Source organism: Sphingomonas sp., assembly GCF_035714405.1.
Lineage (GTDB): Bacteria > Pseudomonadota > Alphaproteobacteria > Sphingomonadales > Sphingomonadaceae > Sphingomonas.
Genome location: NZ_DASTMA010000018.1, coordinates 262075 through 279713, shown reverse-complemented (window position 1 = coordinate 279713; position 17639 = coordinate 262075). Strand labels below are relative to the sequence as shown.

General features: G+C 65.4%; 15 protein-coding genes. 8 read left to right on the top strand and 7 right to left on the bottom strand.

The genetic code is table 11. The features are described 5' to 3' along the window. The first annotated feature begins 84 nt into the window (after positions 1-84). Positions 85-1737: an ABC transporter ATP-binding protein gene (locus VFQ64_RS08250; protein ID WP_325102815.1), complete on the top strand. Its 1653-nt coding sequence runs from the start codon at positions 85-87 to the stop codon at positions 1735-1737. Here VFQ64_RS08250 and VFQ64_RS08245 read toward each other — a convergent pair. Then, on the bottom strand, positions 1670-2812 hold the full coding sequence (locus VFQ64_RS08245) for a nucleotidyltransferase family protein (RefSeq protein WP_325102814.1): 1143 nt from the start codon (positions 2810-2812) through the stop codon (positions 1670-1672). The two genes, VFQ64_RS08250 and VFQ64_RS08245, sit on opposite strands and share 68 nt — an antisense overlap. A gap of 72 nt (positions 2813-2884) precedes the next feature. Between VFQ64_RS08245 and VFQ64_RS08240 the strand changes: the two genes are divergently transcribed. The 4 genes from VFQ64_RS08240 (at position 2885) to VFQ64_RS08225 (ending at position 7117) form a co-directional block, all read left to right on the top strand. Then, complete coding sequence (locus VFQ64_RS08240; RefSeq protein ID WP_325102813.1) at positions 2885-3358, top strand: lasso peptide biosynthesis B2 protein; 474 nt, start codon at positions 2885-2887, stop codon at positions 3356-3358. Positions 3359-3457: 99 nt separating this feature from the next. Then, the gene (locus VFQ64_RS08235; protein WP_325102812.1) at positions 3458-4534 is read left to right on the top strand and encodes an EpsG family protein; all 1077 of its coding nucleotides are present in this window, start codon (positions 3458-3460) and stop codon (positions 4532-4534) included. A 103-nt stretch (positions 4535-4637) separates the two neighbouring features. Beyond that, complete coding sequence (locus VFQ64_RS08230) at positions 4638-5711, top strand: glycosyltransferase (RefSeq protein ID WP_325102811.1); 1074 nt, start codon at positions 4638-4640, stop codon at positions 5709-5711. Continuing rightward, a complete protein-coding gene (locus VFQ64_RS08225) occupies positions 5708-7117 on the top strand; it encodes a hypothetical protein (RefSeq protein ID WP_325102810.1) in 1410 nt (469 codons plus the stop codon). Before VFQ64_RS08230 ends, VFQ64_RS08225 begins: the two co-directional genes overlap by 4 nt. On the opposite strand, the gene VFQ64_RS08220 is transcribed toward VFQ64_RS08225, so the two are convergent. Then, complete coding sequence (locus VFQ64_RS08220) at positions 7114-8361, bottom strand: class I SAM-dependent methyltransferase (protein WP_325103417.1); 1248 nt, start codon at positions 8359-8361, stop codon at positions 7114-7116. The two genes, VFQ64_RS08225 and VFQ64_RS08220, sit on opposite strands and share 4 nt — an antisense overlap. 135 nt (positions 8362-8496) lie before the next feature. Between VFQ64_RS08220 and VFQ64_RS08215 the strand changes: the two genes are divergently transcribed. Continuing rightward, positions 8497-9528 (top strand): glycosyltransferase family 2 protein, encoded by a 1032-nt coding sequence (locus tag VFQ64_RS08215; RefSeq protein ID WP_325102809.1) that lies wholly within the window; start codon positions 8497-8499, stop codon positions 9526-9528. Here VFQ64_RS08215 and VFQ64_RS08210 read toward each other — a convergent pair. The 5 genes from VFQ64_RS08210 to gmd form a co-directional block, all read right to left on the bottom strand. Then, on the bottom strand, positions 9507-10469 hold the full coding sequence (locus tag VFQ64_RS08210; RefSeq protein ID WP_325102808.1) for a GDP-mannose 4,6-dehydratase: 963 nt from the start codon (positions 10467-10469) through the stop codon (positions 9507-9509). The two genes, VFQ64_RS08215 and VFQ64_RS08210, sit on opposite strands and share 22 nt — an antisense overlap. Continuing rightward, positions 10466-11521, bottom strand: coding sequence for a glycosyltransferase family 2 protein (locus tag VFQ64_RS08205; RefSeq protein ID WP_325102807.1), 1056 nt, complete (start codon positions 11519-11521; stop codon positions 10466-10468). The genes VFQ64_RS08210 and VFQ64_RS08205 overlap by 4 nt, the downstream gene beginning before the upstream one ends. Before the next feature lie 9 nt (positions 11522-11530). After that, a complete protein-coding gene (locus VFQ64_RS08200; RefSeq protein ID WP_325102806.1) occupies positions 11531-12307 on the bottom strand; it encodes an FkbM family methyltransferase in 777 nt (258 codons plus the stop codon). A gap of 92 nt (positions 12308-12399) precedes the next feature. Then, complete coding sequence (locus VFQ64_RS08195; protein ID WP_325102805.1) at positions 12400-13884, bottom strand: oligosaccharide flippase family protein; 1485 nt, start codon at positions 13882-13884, stop codon at positions 12400-12402. A 6-nt stretch (positions 13885-13890) separates the two neighbouring features. Continuing rightward, entirely contained in the window at positions 13891-14979 is a 1089-nt protein-coding gene (gmd, locus tag VFQ64_RS08190) for a GDP-mannose 4,6-dehydratase (RefSeq protein ID WP_325102804.1), read from the bottom strand. A 179-nt stretch (positions 14980-15158) separates the two neighbouring features. Between gmd and asnB the strand changes: the two genes are divergently transcribed. Together asnB and VFQ64_RS08180 are read left to right on the top strand one after the other, a co-directional pair. After that, on the top strand, positions 15159-17177 hold the full coding sequence (gene asnB, locus VFQ64_RS08185; protein ID WP_325102803.1) for an asparagine synthase (glutamine-hydrolyzing): 2019 nt from the start codon (positions 15159-15161) through the stop codon (positions 17175-17177). 191 nt (positions 17178-17368) lie between these two features. After that, a complete protein-coding gene (locus VFQ64_RS08180; RefSeq protein ID WP_325102802.1) occupies positions 17369-17611 on the top strand; it encodes a hypothetical protein in 243 nt (80 codons plus the stop codon). Positions 17612-17639 lie beyond the last annotated feature (28 nt).

The window sequence follows — 17639 nt, the reverse complement described above, 5'->3', positions numbered from 1 at the left end:
GACTTCGCCAGCGGAGCGCGGGGGGTCGGCGGTCGCGCTGCGCTCTTCACCTTCCTCGGCGCGGCGACGGAGGGGATCGGGCTGGTGCTGCTGCTGCCGCTGATCAACGTGGTCGGCCAGGTCGGGCTGGGCGGCGGGATCGTCGATCGGGTCGCCGCGCGCGCCGTCGCGCTTCTGCCGGGCACGTCGATGGTGATGCAACTTGCGTCGCTGCTCGCCATTTTCCTTGGATTGATGGCGGTGCGTGCTTGGGCGATCATCAATCGGGACGTCTTGCTAGCGAAGCTGCAGACGGGCTTCGTCGAGCTGTTGCGGATTCGGTTGGTCGAAGCGATGGTGCGGGCCGATTGGAGCGGGCTGACCCGCCTTCGTCATGGCCGCGTGTCGCACATCCTCAGCAACGATATCCGCAGCTGCGGGCTGGCAGCCCATCTGACGCTGCAATCGATGGTAGCGGCGGTGATGCTGTCGGTTCAGATCACGCTGGCGCTGCTGCTGTCGCCCGCAGTCGCCCTGATCGTGCTGGCGCTGCTCGCCGGCGGCGCCTTGACGTTGCGCCCGGCGCTGCGGCGGTCGCGCCAACTCGGTACTCAGCTGACCGACGCGGGCTTTCAGCTCACGGACGACACCAATCAGTTCCTCGGAGGTTTGAAGCTCGCGTTCAGCCAGAATCTTCAGCATGGGTTCGCGCAGGAGTTCCGCGAGACGGTGGCGTTTGGATCATCGCGGGAGGTCGCGTTCGCGCGCCACCGGTCGATCGGCCAGGTGGCGTTGACGAGCCTTGCGGCGGCGGTCGCGGGCGTGGCATTGCTGCTCGGCTTTGGCGTCTTCAAGACGTCACCCTCCGCCCTGATCGCGTTGCTCGTCGTGCTCGCGCGGATGAGCGGACCCGCCGCGCAGCTTCAGCAAAACCTGCAATATATCGCGCACAGCCTCCCCGCCTACGAACAGATCGGTAAGCTGACGCGAGAATTGTCCGAGGTTCCGGGCACGATCGGGCAGGATGCTCGGCCGCGCCCGGCGCGCGCGACGTCCGCGGCCGACGTTGTGTTTTCTGGCGTGTCCTATTCCCATGGCTCCGACCCGGCCGGGCGGGCCGGCGTGACCGATATCGACCTGGTGCTGCGGAGCGGCGAGCTGGTCGGCATCACCGGCCCGTCCGGAGCTGGCAAGACCACGCTGCTCGATCTACTTGTAGGTCTGCTCAGCCCCGCTTCTGGCACCATCACGGTCAACGGTCAGATTCTGGATCTGGCCTCCGCCCCGGACTGGCGCGCGCGCTTGAGCTATGTGTCGCAGGACCCGTATCTCTTCCACGACACCGTCGCGGGCAATCTGGCCTGGGCCCACCCCGGCGCAACGCCTGAAGCCATGTGGCACGCGCTGGAAGTCGCCGGCGCGAACCGGCTGGTCGCGGCCATGCCCGATGGTCTGGCAACGGTGGTCGGCGAGCGCGGTACCCTTCTGTCCGGCGGCGAACGTCAGCGTATTGCGCTCGCCCGCGCGCTGATCCGCAACCCTGCGTTGCTGATCCTGGACGAGGCGACCAACGCGATCGACGTCGAGGCCGAACGCGCTATCCTGTGCGGCTTGGCGTCGCTCGCGTCCCGACCAACGGTGATCATGGTCGCCCATCGGGAGCAGAGCCTCGCCTTTTGCGAACGCGTCATCACGCTTGAGGCCGGCCGGATCGTTGCCGAGCGATCGTCGCCGACACTTTCGCAGCCGCTCGGCTGAGCGGACTGACCAGCAGCCGTCGCAGTTCGGATTGCTTGTAGCGCCAGCCCGGAAGAAGGCCCAGTTGCGCGACATGGATCAAGGCGGTGCCGAGGATCACCCGGTCGAGCTCGCGTTCACCCGTGCGCCCCGCGAGCTTACGCAGCGCGATCGCCACCAGCAGCCGATTCATCGGGTCGGAACGCAGCTCGCGCCCAAGCTCCGCCGAGATTTCGAGGTCGAACAGAGCAGCGGCGAGCAGCAGAGCCTGCGCGGCGGCGCGCCCGGCACCAAGCTCGCCTGCGCGTTGATACAGGCGATCGATCTCCTCAACTGGCTGGTCCCCGATCAGCCCGGCGAGATCCGCGATCCATTTGAGCCGGAACCAGGCGCTCGAGGCGCCGTGCACACACAGATACGCAAACAGTTCGTCGCGCCCCAACGTCGGCAGGAACATGCCTGGCGATACCTCGACCGATCGGCGTGGGGAGGTCGTCCCGACACTCGGGAGCAACAGCGCATTGTTCGTCAAGGCGGTATGCAGCTCTACCCAGGTTCCGCCATCCGCGCTGCGCCAGACAGACTCTTTCTCGCGCTGGTGCCACCGGGTCAGGTCTTCCGGATTGGCGTTGCTCGGGATCGTCAGCGTGTAACCACGCGTGCCGAGCACCGCGGCCGCCTGGTGGAGGTCAGAAGGTGCTACCAACAAATCTATGTCCCACCCCGCCTTGCGGCCGATGTCGCCATAGACCAGCTTGCCCAACGATATGCCTTTGACGAACAACGGCGAAAGGCCGACCTGCTCAAGCCGACGTAGCAGCTGTATCGACTCCGCAGCCAAGGCCAGGTTCTGATGGGCGATGCGCGCGGCCGCAGCAGACAGCTCCGCTCGGGCTGGCGCGGGCACTTCGACGCTCGCGGCGGTCAACGCCTTCCACACCATGCCTTCGACGCGGTGCCGAGCGGCCAGGCGTGACAGACGCGGCCAGTCGATCTCAGCTGACCGAGCCTTGATATCGCCGCAGGCCGCCGCCGACAGCGGCCATCGACAGCATGCCAGCAGCAGGGCGAACTCGGCGGAACGGGGGCGCGGCATCGGCGCTCCTTAGCAAGGGCTGCCCCGAAGCGCACGGTTTGCAACGTCATAGGACCTCTTTATGGACGCCGTGTGCCGACGACCGACCCTGCCATCATCCCTGCCGAACGCGGACGGGCGACGCGCAAGCGCCAGCTCGGCTTGCGGGAATGGCTGCTCCTCGGCGAGACGGTGGCCACTCTCGCCGCTGCGTCGGCCGCCATCGGATTGCTGCCGTTCCGCAAGGTGGTGAGGCTTGCCTCGCGTGGCCGGACGGTCAAGCAGTCGAATGCGTCGGGCCGCGTCGGCACGGATCAGGTGATCTGGGCGATCGAGGCGGTCGCGCGCCGGATGCCATGGCGAACGGTTTGCTTTCAGAAGGGGCTGGCGCTGCACCTCATGCTGCGGCGCCGGGGCGTGCCTGCGATGCTCCATTACGGAGCGGGCAAGGACCCGGAAGGTGCATTGGCCGCGCATGTCTGGATCAGCGTCGACGGGCAGACCGTGCTTGGGGGCGACGTGGCGGACCGGTTTCACTGCCTTGCGACCTATCCTCAAACTGGCTGAATGCGGATGATAGATGGTGGCGCGCGGCTGGACCTGCCGGATGCGAGCCTTCTATAGGCGGCGGGCGGACCTCCGCAGGGTTGGATCAGGCGGAACTTCGTGGCAGCGTACTGGACGATTTACGGGATGTGGGCGCTGGGTGCCGTGCAGTTCGCACGCAAGCACTCGATCCGAGGCGACCGGTTCCTCTTTGCCGTGGGGTTGCTGCTCACCGCCTGTTTCGTCGGCTTGCGGTTCGAGATCGGTGGCGATTGGCACCAGTATCTCGAGCTCTACGAGCTTATGTACTTCCAGCCGTTGTTCGACTCCCTGCGTGTCACGGACCCCGGCTATGCGTTCTTCAATTGGGCGGGCGCTCAGGTCGATTGGGGGGTCTGGTTTCCTAACCTCGCATGCGCCTTGATCTTCTGCGCCGGGCTTGGGCGGCTGGCGCGCGATCAGCCGAACCCCTGGTTGGCGGTACTGGTGGCGGTCCCCTACCTGATCATCGTCGTGGCGATGGGCTACACGCGGCAGGCAGCGGCAATTGGTGTCCTTTGCTACGCCGTCGTTGGAGCGTCGGAGCGCAATATCCTCCGACTCGTCGTTATCGCCGGCATCGCCGGCTTGTTCCACAAGACCGCCATCTTGATGCTGCTGGTGCTGCTCGCGCCGGTAATCACCCGTCGATTCGTGATTGGTACGCTGGGCACGTTGATGTTCGGCTTCTTCTTCTATTTCTTCCTCAGTTCATTTCAGGACCGGCTCGTCACCAATTATGTACAGGCCAGCTACGACTCACAGGGCGCCGGCATTCGCGTCGCGATGAATGTCGTTGCTGGCGGCATGATGCTGGTATTCCGCAATCGGATGGGCTTCGATGAGTATCAGAAGACTTTTTGGACGCTCAACGCTTTGCTCGCGGTGGTATCGGCGGTCGCGCTGGCCTATCTGGAGTCTTCGACCGGCGTCGATCGGATCGCGCTGTTCTTGATTCCGCTGCAGATTGTCACATTCTCCCGGCTGCCGTACGCCTTGTCCTCGACGAAGGACAAGGCTTTGCCTTCGCTACTCTTCGGCGTCATGGCATATAGCTTCGCCGTGCAGTATGTCTGGCTCAACTTCGCCGACAACGCCGCCTCCTGGGTGCCGTATAAAAGCTTCGTCTGGACACCGCCTGCGCCGAAAGTGTCCTGACCGATGCCACGGCTGAGGGTGAGTTCGGGCGTCCGGATGCTCGATCGCAGAAGCAGGGTTTCCGATTGATATGGCTGGACCTACGCCCAGCAATCGCCTGCTTGTGCTGTGCCCGTTCCCTGTCGGGGTCGCGGCCGGTCAACGTCTAAAATACGAGCAGTATGTCGATGACTGGCGCGCCGCCGGCTGGGATGTGACGCTGTCACCCTTCATGGACCTTGCCCTTTGGGATGTGGTCTACCAACCCGGCCACTTGGTCGCCAAGGTGACGGGAACCATCAAAGGAGTGCTCCGGCGGTGGCGGGATATTTTTCGGGTCCGGCGGTATGATGCGGTTTACGTCTACATCCATGTGAGTCCGATCGGCACGACGCTGTTGGAGCGGTTGGTGCGGCGGTTGGCGAAGCGGCTGGTGTATGACATTGAGGACAACATCCTCGATCGCCCCGGCGCAGGTCCCTCGATCAATCCGATCACGCGGATGGTACGAAGCCCCGCAAAGCCCCGCGTGCTGACCGTCGCGGCAGACGAGGTGATCACCGCCTCGCCATTCCTGGTTGAGCCGTGCCGGGCGCTGAACCGCCACGGACGCTGCACGATGATCCCGCCCTCGGTCGATACGGAGCTGTTCGTGCCCGGGCGGCGCGACCCCGCCCGCATTCCGGTGATCGGCTGGACCGGAACCTTCAGCTCGGAGCCGTATCTCGACCTGCTGCGTCCCGTACTCCAGCGGCTGGCACGCGAGGTCGATTACAAGCTGCGCGTGATCGGCAACTTCGATTACGCCCTGCCCGGAGTCGATCTGGAGGTCGTCCGTTGGACAAGGCAGAACGAGGTGGCGGACATGCAGGCGATCGACATCGGTCTGTACCCGCTTCCCGACGACGATTGGATCCGCGGCAAGGCCGGGCTCAAGGTGATTCAGTACATGGCCTTCGGGATCCCGTCGGTGTCGTCTAACGTGGGCACTGCCCCCCTGCAGGTCCGCCACGGTGAGACGGGGTTTCTCGCGGATACGGACGAGGATTGGTTCACGATGTTGGCCATGCTCGTTCGAGATCCCGCCCTGCGCGCCCAGATCGGCGTGGCGGCGCGCACGGAAGCAGTCCGGCTCTATGGGCGGCACGCTGTCGCCGGACAGTACCGGGCCGTCCTCGACCGCGTGCGGGCACGATGACCACCCTCCCACGCCGCGAGGTCATCACCGCGATCGGCGCCTCGCTGGTCGGTTCGGCGTGTCACGGTCAATCGCCCACGCCTGACCTCACGCCCGAACAGTTCGGCGCGAAAGGCGACGGCGTCACCAACGATACCTTGGCATTCGCCGCTCTCGCAGCCGAAATCACTCGGCGCGGCGGCGGGCAAGTGAGCCTGCGCCGCACCGTCTATATCGTTGGCCAGCAGCGGCTTACCCGTGGCGGCGCCGAGTCATACAGCGCCGCCGCCCCGATCTTCAACGTGACCGGGCTCGTCCGTCCGCTGCGCATTTCGGGCAATGGCGCGACGCTGCGATGCGCACCGGGATTGCTGTACGGCAGCTTCGATCCGGCGACCGGGCGAAAGCTGGCGCCCCGCGGACCCAATTACGACCGGCGCACCATCGCGTCGCCTTACTATGCCATGTTCTTCATTGAGCGGTGTCTGGCAGCCGTCGAGATCACCGACCTGGAACTGGACGGCAACAGCCCCGCCTTGCAGGTCGGCGGGGGCTATGGCGATGTCGGCATCCAGATCGGCGCCATCGGGATCTTTCTGCGAGACAATCGGGGTGACGAGATCCTGCGGCGCATCCGCACCCACCGGCATGGTCAGGATGGCCTGATGATCGACGGTCTTGCGCAGCCACCGACCGGAACCCGCCGCTTGGCCGAGGAGGTCCGCTGCGAACAGAACGGCCGTCAGGGATGCAGTATCATCGGCGGCCGCGGCTGGCGGTTCGAGCGCTGTACCTTCGCACAAACGGGCCGCGGGCGTATCTCGAGCCCACCGGCCGCTGGCGTCGACATCGAGGCCGAGGGGGCGAAGACGAACCGCGACCATGCGTTCACCGATTGCGCCTTCATCGACAATGCCGGCTGCGGCCTGGTTGCCGACAACGGAGACAGCGCCGATCTGTCGTTCACCCGCTGCCGGTTTGTCGGCACCACCGCGCCCTCGATCTGGCCGAACCGGCCGGGGATGCGGTTCGAGGACTGTCAGATCGTCGGCACCGCGGTGGCGTGTTTCGGCGATTCGAGCGGCGCACGGGCTGCCCGCTTTACCGGCTGCCTCTTCACCGACGATCCGGCGCTGTCCCCGACCGGCAAAGTGTACCGCCAGGATCGCGCCGACGGCTCGCTTGCCGATCTGTCCACGACCCAGAACGTGCGGTTCGACCGATGCCGATTCCTGGCCGTCGCCGGGGCGACGCTGCCCTGGTCGACAGGTGCGATCTACCGCGATTGCACCTTCCAGCAGCGGAGCAAGTCCATGGCCTATCCCCGCGGCCGGTTCGAGGGTGCCAACACGATCCTCGGACCGGTGGACCTCGCCGGATCACGGATCCTGGGCCCACTCACCGTCAACGGTGTCCGCCGGCGCTAGTCGGTGCTGCGTTCGATCGACACGGAGAGCTGGGGCAGCGGATAAACGAGGACCGCGTCGCGGAGCTTGGGCAGCGCCTCAAAAAAGGCGCGGAAATGCCAGGGCAGGACCAGCAGATAATCCACCTCCCCATCGAGCAACGCGTCTTCGAGCACGATCGGGATGAAGCTGCCCGGCGTATACGCGCCGAACTTGTCGGGGTTCACCTCGCCCACCGCGACGATCTCGTCGGGGGTGAAGCCGCAATATTGCAGTAGGACGTTGCCCTTGGTGGATGCGCCGAGCGCCCCCACCCGCTTTCCGGCGGCCTGCGCGCTGGCGACGAAGCGTTGCAGCTCGTTGCGTGAGGCCGCGACGCGGTCGGCGAAGGCGTGATACGGTGCCAGCGTCTGCAGACCGGCCGCTTCCTCGCGGTCGAGGATCGCCTGCACGGCCGGGAGAATCGGTTCGCCCGGCCGCGCCATGCCGACGGTGACCGAGAAGCTGCCGCCGTTCACATCGTTGAACTCGACGTCGAGAATACGCAGCCCGACCCGCTCGGCCATCCACTGGATCTGGCGAAGTGCGTAGAATTCCAGGTGCTCGTGACAGACCGTGTCATAGGAGTTGGTCTCGAGCATGAAGGGCATGTAGCTCTGTTCGAGCACCCAGATGCCATCGTCTGCCAGGATGTCGTGCACCTCCTGCATGAACGCCATCGGGCGCGGCAGATCGTAGAACATCGAGAACGACGTCACGACCTTTGCCTTCCGCCCCGGGAACCGCTCGCTGACCAGCGAGCCGGAGAAGAAGTCGGGGATCAGCGTGACATGATCGGGGTAGAACGCCGCGAACTTCGACCCGGTCGGATCGATGCCCACCAGGGTGAGATCGGGGTCATAGGCACGCAGCGTCGTCGCATCGTTGCTGCCGATATCGATGACCAAGTCGCCCGGCGTCAGGTTCACCAACGTCCGGATCCGCGCGACCTTGCGCTCCAGATGGGCGACCATGCTGGCGTTCAGGCCGGACCGATAGCCGTAATTCTCGCCATACATCTCGTCGAGGTCATAGCTATGGGCAAGCTGCAGCAACCCGCAGCAATCGCCGGCACCGGTGCACTTGACGAGCTGAAGCGGCCCGGTCGTGATCCGGGCGTCGGGCGAACGCGGAAACACCCCGGTCAGCATTTGCTCGCCGAGGTCCAGAACGAGCTCCAGCTCGGTGTTGCCACAGATGCGGCAGTTGGACAGTTGGGTAATCATCACGGGCTTTCACATTGACCGCCGCGCTTTGGCCGGTGGACGCGCGGCTGTCGAGCCTTGTGCCCCGGCGCTTGTGGTGGGTGGCGTTCGCGTTTACCTGCACCGGCCAGTTACGACGGCGGCGCATTCTTGACTATGAACTCACTCCATCGGGCGGAGGACATCTCTTCCACCGACCAAGTCGACATCGTCACGGTCAACTGGAACGCGGGGCACCAACTGGCCGAGTGCGTGGAGTCGGTGCAACATCATGACGAACAGGTCGTCCGTCGCTTCATCGTGGTCGACAACGGCTCCCATGACGGTTCGGCCGATTTCGCCTCGGACTGGCCGAAGCTGCTGATCGACCGGACCCAAGCGAACCTGGGCTTTGGCAGGGCCTGCAACCGGGGGGTGGCGCTGAGTGACGCGCCCTTCATTTTGTTCCTCAATCCCGACACCAGGCTGACGGAGCCGGCGATCAGCAGGGCGCTTGCCTTTTTGCGGTCCGCCGCGGGGCGCCCCTATGCGGTCTGCGGCATCAAGCTGATCGACGAGACCGGCCATGCGACCCAGCACTGCGCGCGCTTCCCGACCCTGGCCACCTTCGCCGGGCTGACGTCGGGCGCCGACAAGGTGGCGCCAGGGCTGGCCCCTCCGCTGCTGATGAAGGACTTCGACCATCTGTCGAGCCGGGATGTCGATCACGTCCAAGGCGCCTTTTACCTCGTCCGGCGGGAGGTATTCGAACAGGTCGGCGGCTTCGACGAGGACTTTTTCGTCTATCTCGAGGATCTCGATCTGTCGCTTCGGATCGCCCGCGCGGGGTACAAGAGCTACTATCTGGCCGACACCAGCGCCTTTCATCGCGGTGGCGGCACCAGCGGACAGGTCAAGGGGATCGCCCGCTTCTACGGGGTCGAGGCGCGGCTGCTTTATGCGCGCAAGCATTTCGATCCGGCGGCCCGCCGCGCCCATGCGGCGCTGACCTATGCGGTCGAGCCCTTTGCTGTGTTCGCCTGGCACCTCGTAAAGTACCGAGGGCGTGGGCTGGGTGGGCTACGCGACTACCTCCGGCTGCTCGCGCGGAACACGCCGGACGTCCTGACGGGCAGCTCGAGTCGCCAACGCGGGGACAAAGCGACGCAACTCGCATCGACGCCCGATCAGCGTGTCGGCGCGCCCTGATCCTCGATCGCGCGAAGCTCGGCGTGCACCATCATCCGGACCATCTCCTCGAAGCCGACCTTCGGGAGCCAGCCTAATACTCGCGCCGCCTTGCCGGCGTCGCCGACGATCTCCACCGGCTCCGCGGCCCGGAACGCGTCGGGGTCTTCGGTCACGAAGCTGCGATAATCCAGGCCGACATGCCCGAACGCGCAGGCGCACAGATCGCGTACCGAATGGGTCCGACCGGTGGCGACGACATAGTCCGCCGGCGCCTCGGCCTGCAGCATCCGCCACATCGCCTCGACGCTGTCGCCGGCATAGCCCCAGTCTCGGCGCGCCTCCAAATTGCCCAGCGAGAGGCGCTCGAGCCTGCCGACCTTTGCCTCCGCCGCCGCCCTGGCGATCTTGCGCGTCACGAACGCCGGTCCGCGCAGCGGGCTCTCGTGATTGTAGAGGATCGCGGAGCAGGCGAAGACACCGTATCGCTCGCGATAGATGTCGATCATCGCGTGCGCGTATAGCTTGGCGGCACCATAAGGACTGCGCGGCCTGAACGGCGTGCTCTCGTTTTGCGGCGTTTGCTGGGCGAGACCGAACAGCTCACTGCTCGATGCCTGCGCAAAGCGGGTGTGGGGGCTAGCCGCCCGGATCGCCTCAAGGATGCGGCCGACCGCGAGCCCGTTGATGTCGCCGATCTCGAGCGGGCGATCGTACATGCCGGCGCCGCTCGAAAACGCGGCGAAATTGTAGAGCTCCTGGGGTTGTTCCGTCTGCAGGAGCCCCTCGATCACCGATGGATCTATTAAATCCCAGGCGACGACAGGCACATCCAGCCCCGTCGGCCCGCGCCCACTGCGGCTGGTGCCGATCACCCGATAGCCTTTTTCCAGCAGCAACCGCGCCGCCATCTGCCCATCCTGCCCTGTGATGCCCGTGACGATGGTGGTTTTGGCGCTCACGTTCGAGGTCCACGCGCCGGAAGCGAGTAGCCGATCAACCGGCCGATCCCGCGGCTGATCGGGTTCGAATGTCGGCTGGCGATCAGCAGGTTATAGACGACGGAGCTGTTCCGGTTCCTCGACAGGGCCGACTTCGCCACCACCAGCAGGTGCGCAAGCCCACCCGGCAGTGCCAGAATCAGCCGCAGCGGCAGCCGCTTGCGCCCGGATCGGAACTCCGTCTGCCGGGCACGATATTCTCGTCCGGTGAAGCTTCCATAGGCACGATAGGTCAGCACATCGCGTAGCCCCCGCCAGGGCTCGCGCGCGACCACCTTCGCCTTTGCGGCATCGGAATAGCCGGCGAACCCCCAGATGAGCTCGGGCCATTTGAACATCCAGATATCGAAGGCGCGACCCGACCACATCGCGTTACCCATCCGGATCCGCACCAGGGGTTTTGCGAGAACGCGGGCCAGCGGCAGCGGCGGCTGTTGGAAGATCACGCCGACATGGACGAACAGCGTACCGTAGTAGCTCGCCCGGTCGCGCGCGAGCCAGGCCGACCGGCGGATGATCACGCAGCCGATGAAGGACAGGGTATCACCTGCATCGGCCATGAAGGCATCGCGGTCGGCTGGGAGATAGTCGCGCCGCCCCGCGGTCTTCAGCCGGGCAGGCTCGAACACATGATCAAGGTGTACGTCGCGCACCTCGGCGTCGACGATCAGCACATCGGGATCGCCATCGGCCAGTTCGGCCAGCACGGTCGCGACGGCGTCGGGCGCGAGGACGTCGTCGTCCGAGAAAAGCCAGCAATGCTCGCCGGACGCCAGCCCGACCGCACGATCGAAATCGGCATCGATGCCTGAGTTCGTCTCTGCACGGACATACCGAACCTGAGGGTATTCGGCGGCAAAGCGGCCGACCACCTCTGCCGTGTTGTCTGGGGAAGCGCCATCGAGGATCAGGATTTCGGTCTGGTCCGTCAGTTGCGGAACGATCGAGGCCAGGGTCTCGCCGATATAGTCCGCCCGCTTGAAGGTGGCGATGCAGATCGAAAGCCTAATCATGGCGGCGGCTCACTTGCCCATGGCCTTGATGCGGCGAACAAGAGGGAGCACGCCCGGAACGCGCGCGAGTGCGCCTTTCAGGGGTGCACTGGCCATGCGCCAGCGGGCCGATATCAGCGAGACACCATAGCGGAGCCGGCGGTGGCGTCCTGCTAGCACGGTGTTGCCGCGCTCGCAGAACCAGTCGTTTACGCCTGTGCGCAGGAAGCGGACATAGCCCAGATTGCGCAGGTGATCGCGCACCTGGCGATCGCGCGCTCCGGAATTGTCCTCCACGATGATGATCGAGGGACGCCAGCGGTGCACCGAGAACCCCTGCAATGCGGGGAGTTCGTGGCCTTCGACGTCGATGGAGATGAAGTCGATGTGGTCGACACCCGCTTCGTCGAGAATGTCGTCGAGGCGGCGGATCGACACATCGACGGGGCGGACGCGCACGCCATGCCGCCGCAGCGCCTCGGCCGCATCCGCGCCCTGCTCCAGCGTCGACACCGCATGGGCCAGATGACCGCCCTCACCCAGCTGCAGCGTCGCGGTGCCGTTCTCAGCCGACGCGCCGCACTCGAAGATCGGACCGGCTCGGAAGCTCCGCAGGATCGCGCACAGCTCGGGATTGGGTTCGACGAGGACACAGGTCCAGCCCAGCTGCTCGAAATGCAGCGTTGTGCTGCCGTCGCGGCCGTTGTTCGCCCCGACTTCGACACAGGTGCCTGCCCATTTTCCGGCGAAGAGCCTGGCAAGGATGCGATCCTCGCCGAATTGTGAATAGTAGCTGGGACCGGGCAAGGAGCGCTCTCAGGACTTTGCCGAGCGCAAGCTCGAAGGAAGCGGGCGGTTAGCATCGTGGTCCGCGCGGATGCAAGCGCGCGACGATGGGATCACGTCGTCAGGAGGCGCTTGAAGGCCGCAAGCCGGTAACCGCTCGACAGCAGCGCGGCGCCCATCGCTCCCAGCCCCGCTCCCGCGCCGACGAGCAATTGCAGCCACGGCGGATCGGTCCGCGCGATCAGCGCCGCACCGGCCGCGCCGAACACCAGACACCAGCCGAGCCTTGGATAGACATCCCGCCACAGCCAGGTCAGCCCCCAGCCGCGCATGATCCGACGGTGCATCAGGAAGGTACCGAGATGAAGATAGACGAGGTGAAGGACCAGCCAGGCGAAAGCGCCGCCTAGCGCCCCCAAGCGGAGCGTGAGCAGGACGATGAGCGGCACTTGGATGGCGACCAGCACCAGGTTGATCGTCAGCGGTAGCCGCGTCGCTCCCATCGCCAGCTGGACCGAAAACGGCAGGTACATCATGCCGTGAAGTGCAGTGCCGATCGCCAGGATGGACAGGATCGGAGCCGTCGCATCGGCCACCGCCGGGCTGCCGGTCCAGAGCAGCAGGAGTGGGTGCGCGCAGATCGCCACGACAGTCATCATCGGCAACCAGGTCGATCCCAGCCCCGCGGTGAGCAGACGGTAGTCGCCGATCAGCTCGTCCTCCGAGCCCCGCGTGACCACTGCGGTGAAACGGGGGAAAACCACCCGAAAGACCGCGTTGATGAACCCGTAAAGCGCGGTGACGACCGCCGTCGCCAGCATGTACTGGCCGAAGGCGCTTAGCGGCAGCAGCCGGCTCAGCATCACCTTGTCGAGTTGCGTCACGACGATGCCGGTCAACGCCACCCCGCTCAGCCCAATGGCGAAGCGCGCGATCGAACGCAGCTTCGCCAGGTCGAACCGTGCCCCGCCCCGCCCCTCCAGCACACGCCACGCCGCGATCCGCGCTGAAAGGGAATAGGCGAGCGCGCAGCCCGCCTGCCAGATGAAGAAGGCCTCGATCGTGGCGGACCAGAAGGCGAGCACCAGCACCACCCCCAGATTCGCGATGAGGATGTAGCCGACGCCGAGCGCGCTCACGACGGTCATCCGGTGTGCACCCACCAGCGCGCCGGCGTATAGCCCAGCGGGCCAGCGCGCGGCGATGGTGATCCCCATCAGCGCCACGGCGGCGGCGACGCTCCCTTGCCCCAGCGTTCCGGCGTCCAGCCAACGGTCGGCGATCAAGGGCGCAGACAACGCGATGCCGATCCCGATCAGCGCGGCGACGGCCCAGAACACGACTTCCAGCGTCCGCAGCAGCGTTCGGGCGCCGCCGGCGTCCCGTATCTCCCGCGCACGCGCCACTTCCCGGCTGACGGCAGGCGTGAGGCCAAGGTCGAGCAACTGCAAGACGCCCTGCAGCGTCATGTTGAACCCGATCAACCCATAGGCTTCGATGCCGAGATATCGCAGATAGAGCGGCACCACCGCTAACGACACGGCGGCCGTGATCAGGGTGTAAGCGATTCCCGCCGCCAGGTTGCGACCGAATCTCACGCCCGGCTATTCGTGTGGACGGTTGGCGGTGAAACCATGCCGCTTGAGGAGTTCGTCACGCTTGGCTGCGCGCAGATCCTCGCGCACCATCTGCCGCACCAGATCGTCGAACGCCGTGCGCGGCACCCAGCCGAGTTTCTCGCGCGCCTTGCTGGCGTCGCCCAGCAACGACTCCACTTCGGCAGGGCGGAAGTAACGAGGGTCGACCGAGACGATGCAGGCGCCGTTCTGGTCGTAGCCCCGCTCCTCAAGCCCTGTGCCCTCCCACCGCATCTCGATGCCCAGCTCGGCTGCGGCGATGGTGACGAAGTCTCGTACGCTGTATTGCACCCCGGTGGCGATGACGAAGTCCTCGGGCTCCGTTTGCTGCAGCATAAGCCACTGCATCTCGACATAGTCTTTCGCATGGCCCCAGTCGCGCTTGGCGTCCAGATTGCCGAGGTAAAGCTGCCGCTGTGTGCCGACCTTGATCGCAGCCAGCGCGCGCGTGATCTTGCGGGTGACGAAGTTCTCGCCCCGCAAGGGGGACTCGTGATTGAAGAGTATCCCGTTGCACGCGTAGATACCGTACGCCTCGCGATAGTTGACCGTGATCCAGTAGGCGTAGAGCTTGGCGACCGCATAGGGCGAGCGCGGATAAAAGGGTGTGCGTTCGGTTTGCGGCGTTTCCTGCACCAGACCGTATAGTTCAGAGGTCGACGCTTGGTAGAAGCGGGTATGGTCCTGCAGGCCAAGGATGCGGATGGCTTCAAGGATCCGAAGGGTTCCGAGCCCGTCTGCGTTGGCGGTGTATTCCGGCACTTCGAATGAGACTGCGACGTGGCTCTGTGCCGCCAGATTGTAGATCTCATCCGGCCGGGTCTGCTGGATGATGCGAATCAGGTTCGTCGCGTCGGTGAGATCGCCATGGTGCAGGAAGAACCGCACGTCGCTCTCGTGCGGATCGCGATACAGATGGTCGATACGCGCGGTGTTGAACGAGGATGCGCGGCGCTTGAGGCCATGCACGACATAGCCCTTTTCCAGCAGCAATTCGGCGAGATAGGCGCCGTCCTGACCGGTCACGCCCGTGATCAAAGCTACCTTGCGAGACATGGAACCCTTGCTTCGGCTGTACTGGCTAGGTCGCCGGCGCGGCGCGCGGCGCGAAGCGGCGGTGCCTTACCTGCGCAAGCCCTTTTGTCCAGTCCCGCGCCTCGCGCGACGGCCGGCAGGTAGATTTTCGAAAGCTCCTGCCCCAAGGCGGTAGCCGAAGGCGAGGAGTATAGGGACTCATGTGCGGCTTGGCGGGTTATTGGACGGCGCAGGGCGATCAGCCCGATGCCTCGGCCATGGCCATGGCGTTGTCGCATCGCGGTCCCGATGACGCGGGTGCCTGGGCCGATGCCGATGCCGGCATTGCTCTCTCCCACCGCAGGTTGGCGATCGTTGATCTTTCGCCGGCCGGGCACCAGCCCATGCATTCGCCGTCGGGCCGCTACGTCGTCGTCTTCAATGGTGAGATCTACAATCACTTGGATTTGCGCGCTGAGCTCGAGCGTGATCGCCCGATCGAGTGGCGGGGCCATTCCGATACGGAAACGCTCATACGGGGCATCGAGTGCTGGGGGTTGGCGCCGACGCTGGAGCGCGCGGCCGGAATGTGGGCGCTCGCCCTGTGGGACAGGCAGGATCGCGTCTTGCACCTCGCGCGCGATCGAATGGGCGAAAAGCCGCTGTTCTGGGGCTGGAGCGCTGCCGGCCTCGTCTTCGGCTCGGAGCTTAAGGCGCTTCGGCGAGCACCCGGCTTCGACAATCCGGTCGACGAGGGCGCCCTGTCGTTGTTCCTGCGCTTCAACTACGTCCCTGCCCCATTCTCGATCCTGCGCCATATCTTCAAGGTCGAGCCGGGCGTGATCGTGACGGTGGACGCGCGGGCGCTGTCCGCCCGCCCGGACCACCCGCCGGTCGCGGAGAATGATGGCCGCTTCGCCGGCGTAAGCTGCCGTCGCTACTGGTCGATGGCTGCACTGGTGAAGGCCGGGCCTGACGAGTCGATGAGCGAGCAGGATGCGGTCTCGGGGTTGGAGGCCCGCCTGACTGATGCGGTAAGGATGCAGACCGTAGCCGACGTGCCGGTCGGCGCGTTCCTGTCCGGAGGCGTCGACTCCTCGGCGGTGGTCGCGTTGATGCGGACCGTGTCCGCGAACGTGAAGACGTTCACGATCGGCTTCGAGGAGTCCGGCTTCGACGAAGCCCCGTATGCGCGCGCGATCGCGAAGCACCTCGGTACCGACCACACGGAGATGTACGTCACGCCCGGTGATGTTCTGTCGGCCATCCCCGAGCTGCCGCGCATCTATGACGAGCCTTTCGCCGATTCCTCGCAATTGCCGACCGTGCTGCTCAGTCGCCTGACGCGACGGGCCGTCACCGTGGCCTTGTCGGGGGATGCGGGCGACGAATTGTTCGGGGGTTACAACCGTTACCAGACCTCCAGACCTTGGTGGAACGCGGCGGCCGCGCTGCCACCCCCTGCCCGTCGCGCGCTAGGTAGAGCGATAACGGCGGTCCGCCCGGCAGCGTGGGATCGGATCGGACGCCTCCCGCTGGCGCCGCGCATCCCGATGCTCGGCAACAAGGCGCACAAGGTCGCCCGGATGCTCGGCACACCCCTGGCCACACGCGACATCTACCGCATGGCCACCGAGGAATGGAACGGCGCTCCGCCGCTGGTGAGCGGCAGCGGGTACGCCGCACCGGTGGAGACCTTGCCCGGGCTGGGCCGGACGCCGGCTGAAACCATGATGTATTGGGACGCATCTTCCTACCTTCCCGACGACATCCTCGTGAAGGTCGATCGTGCGGCGATGGCGGCAAGCCTGGAAACCCGCGTACCGTTCCTCGATCACCGCGTGGTCAAACAGGCCTGGCGGACGCCGCAGGCCTTCAAGATCCGGAACGGCCAGGGAAAATGGATATTGCGGCAGATCCTCTACCGACATGTGCCTGCATCGCTGATCGAGCGGCCGAAATCAGGCTTCTCCATCCCTATCGGAGAGTGGCTCCGGGGGCCCCTGCGTGATTGGGCGGAGGCGTTGCTCCGGGTAGACGCGCTGAGCCGCACGCCGTCGCTGGACGCTGCAATGATCCGTCGGCAGTGGGCCGAGCACCTGTCGGGCTCGAACGATCGGACAGCTGCGATCTGGGGCGTCTTGATGTTCCAGGCCTGGGCCGTGGAGTGGCGTCGCCCGTTGAACGATGCGGCAGATGAGCGACCCGTCCGGTCCGCGGCCGGCATTGCAGCCCGTTGAGGGACCGGCTGTTTGTCTATCGGCTGAGTGTGCTAGCAGGTGTTGGAACCCCGGCCACCCGGTTGAGTTCAGCCTCCGGATCTGGAGTTTGGCGGTTGAAAAGCGGCCGGTTTCGGGTTGACACCTGACGAGATTATCAGCATGAGGGCGATGAGTGGATCGCCGCCAATTGCTTAAAGGGAGAACCTGTTGTGAAGCTTCGTAACATTCTGGCAGCGTCAGCTGCTTTGTCGCTGATGGCGGCGCCGGCGATGGCCGCTCCGGCTCAGGTACGCTCGGTGCAGACTTCGGCTCTGACGCCGGCCGACGAGACCGTTGAGGGTGACAATGCACTGCGTGGCGGTGGCTTCTTCGTCGCGATCCTGGCTGCGATCGCGGTGATCCTCGGCATCATCATCGTCGCCAACGAGGACGACGAGCCCAACAGCCCGTAAGGTCTGGTTCGCGGTTTAGAATTTGGGG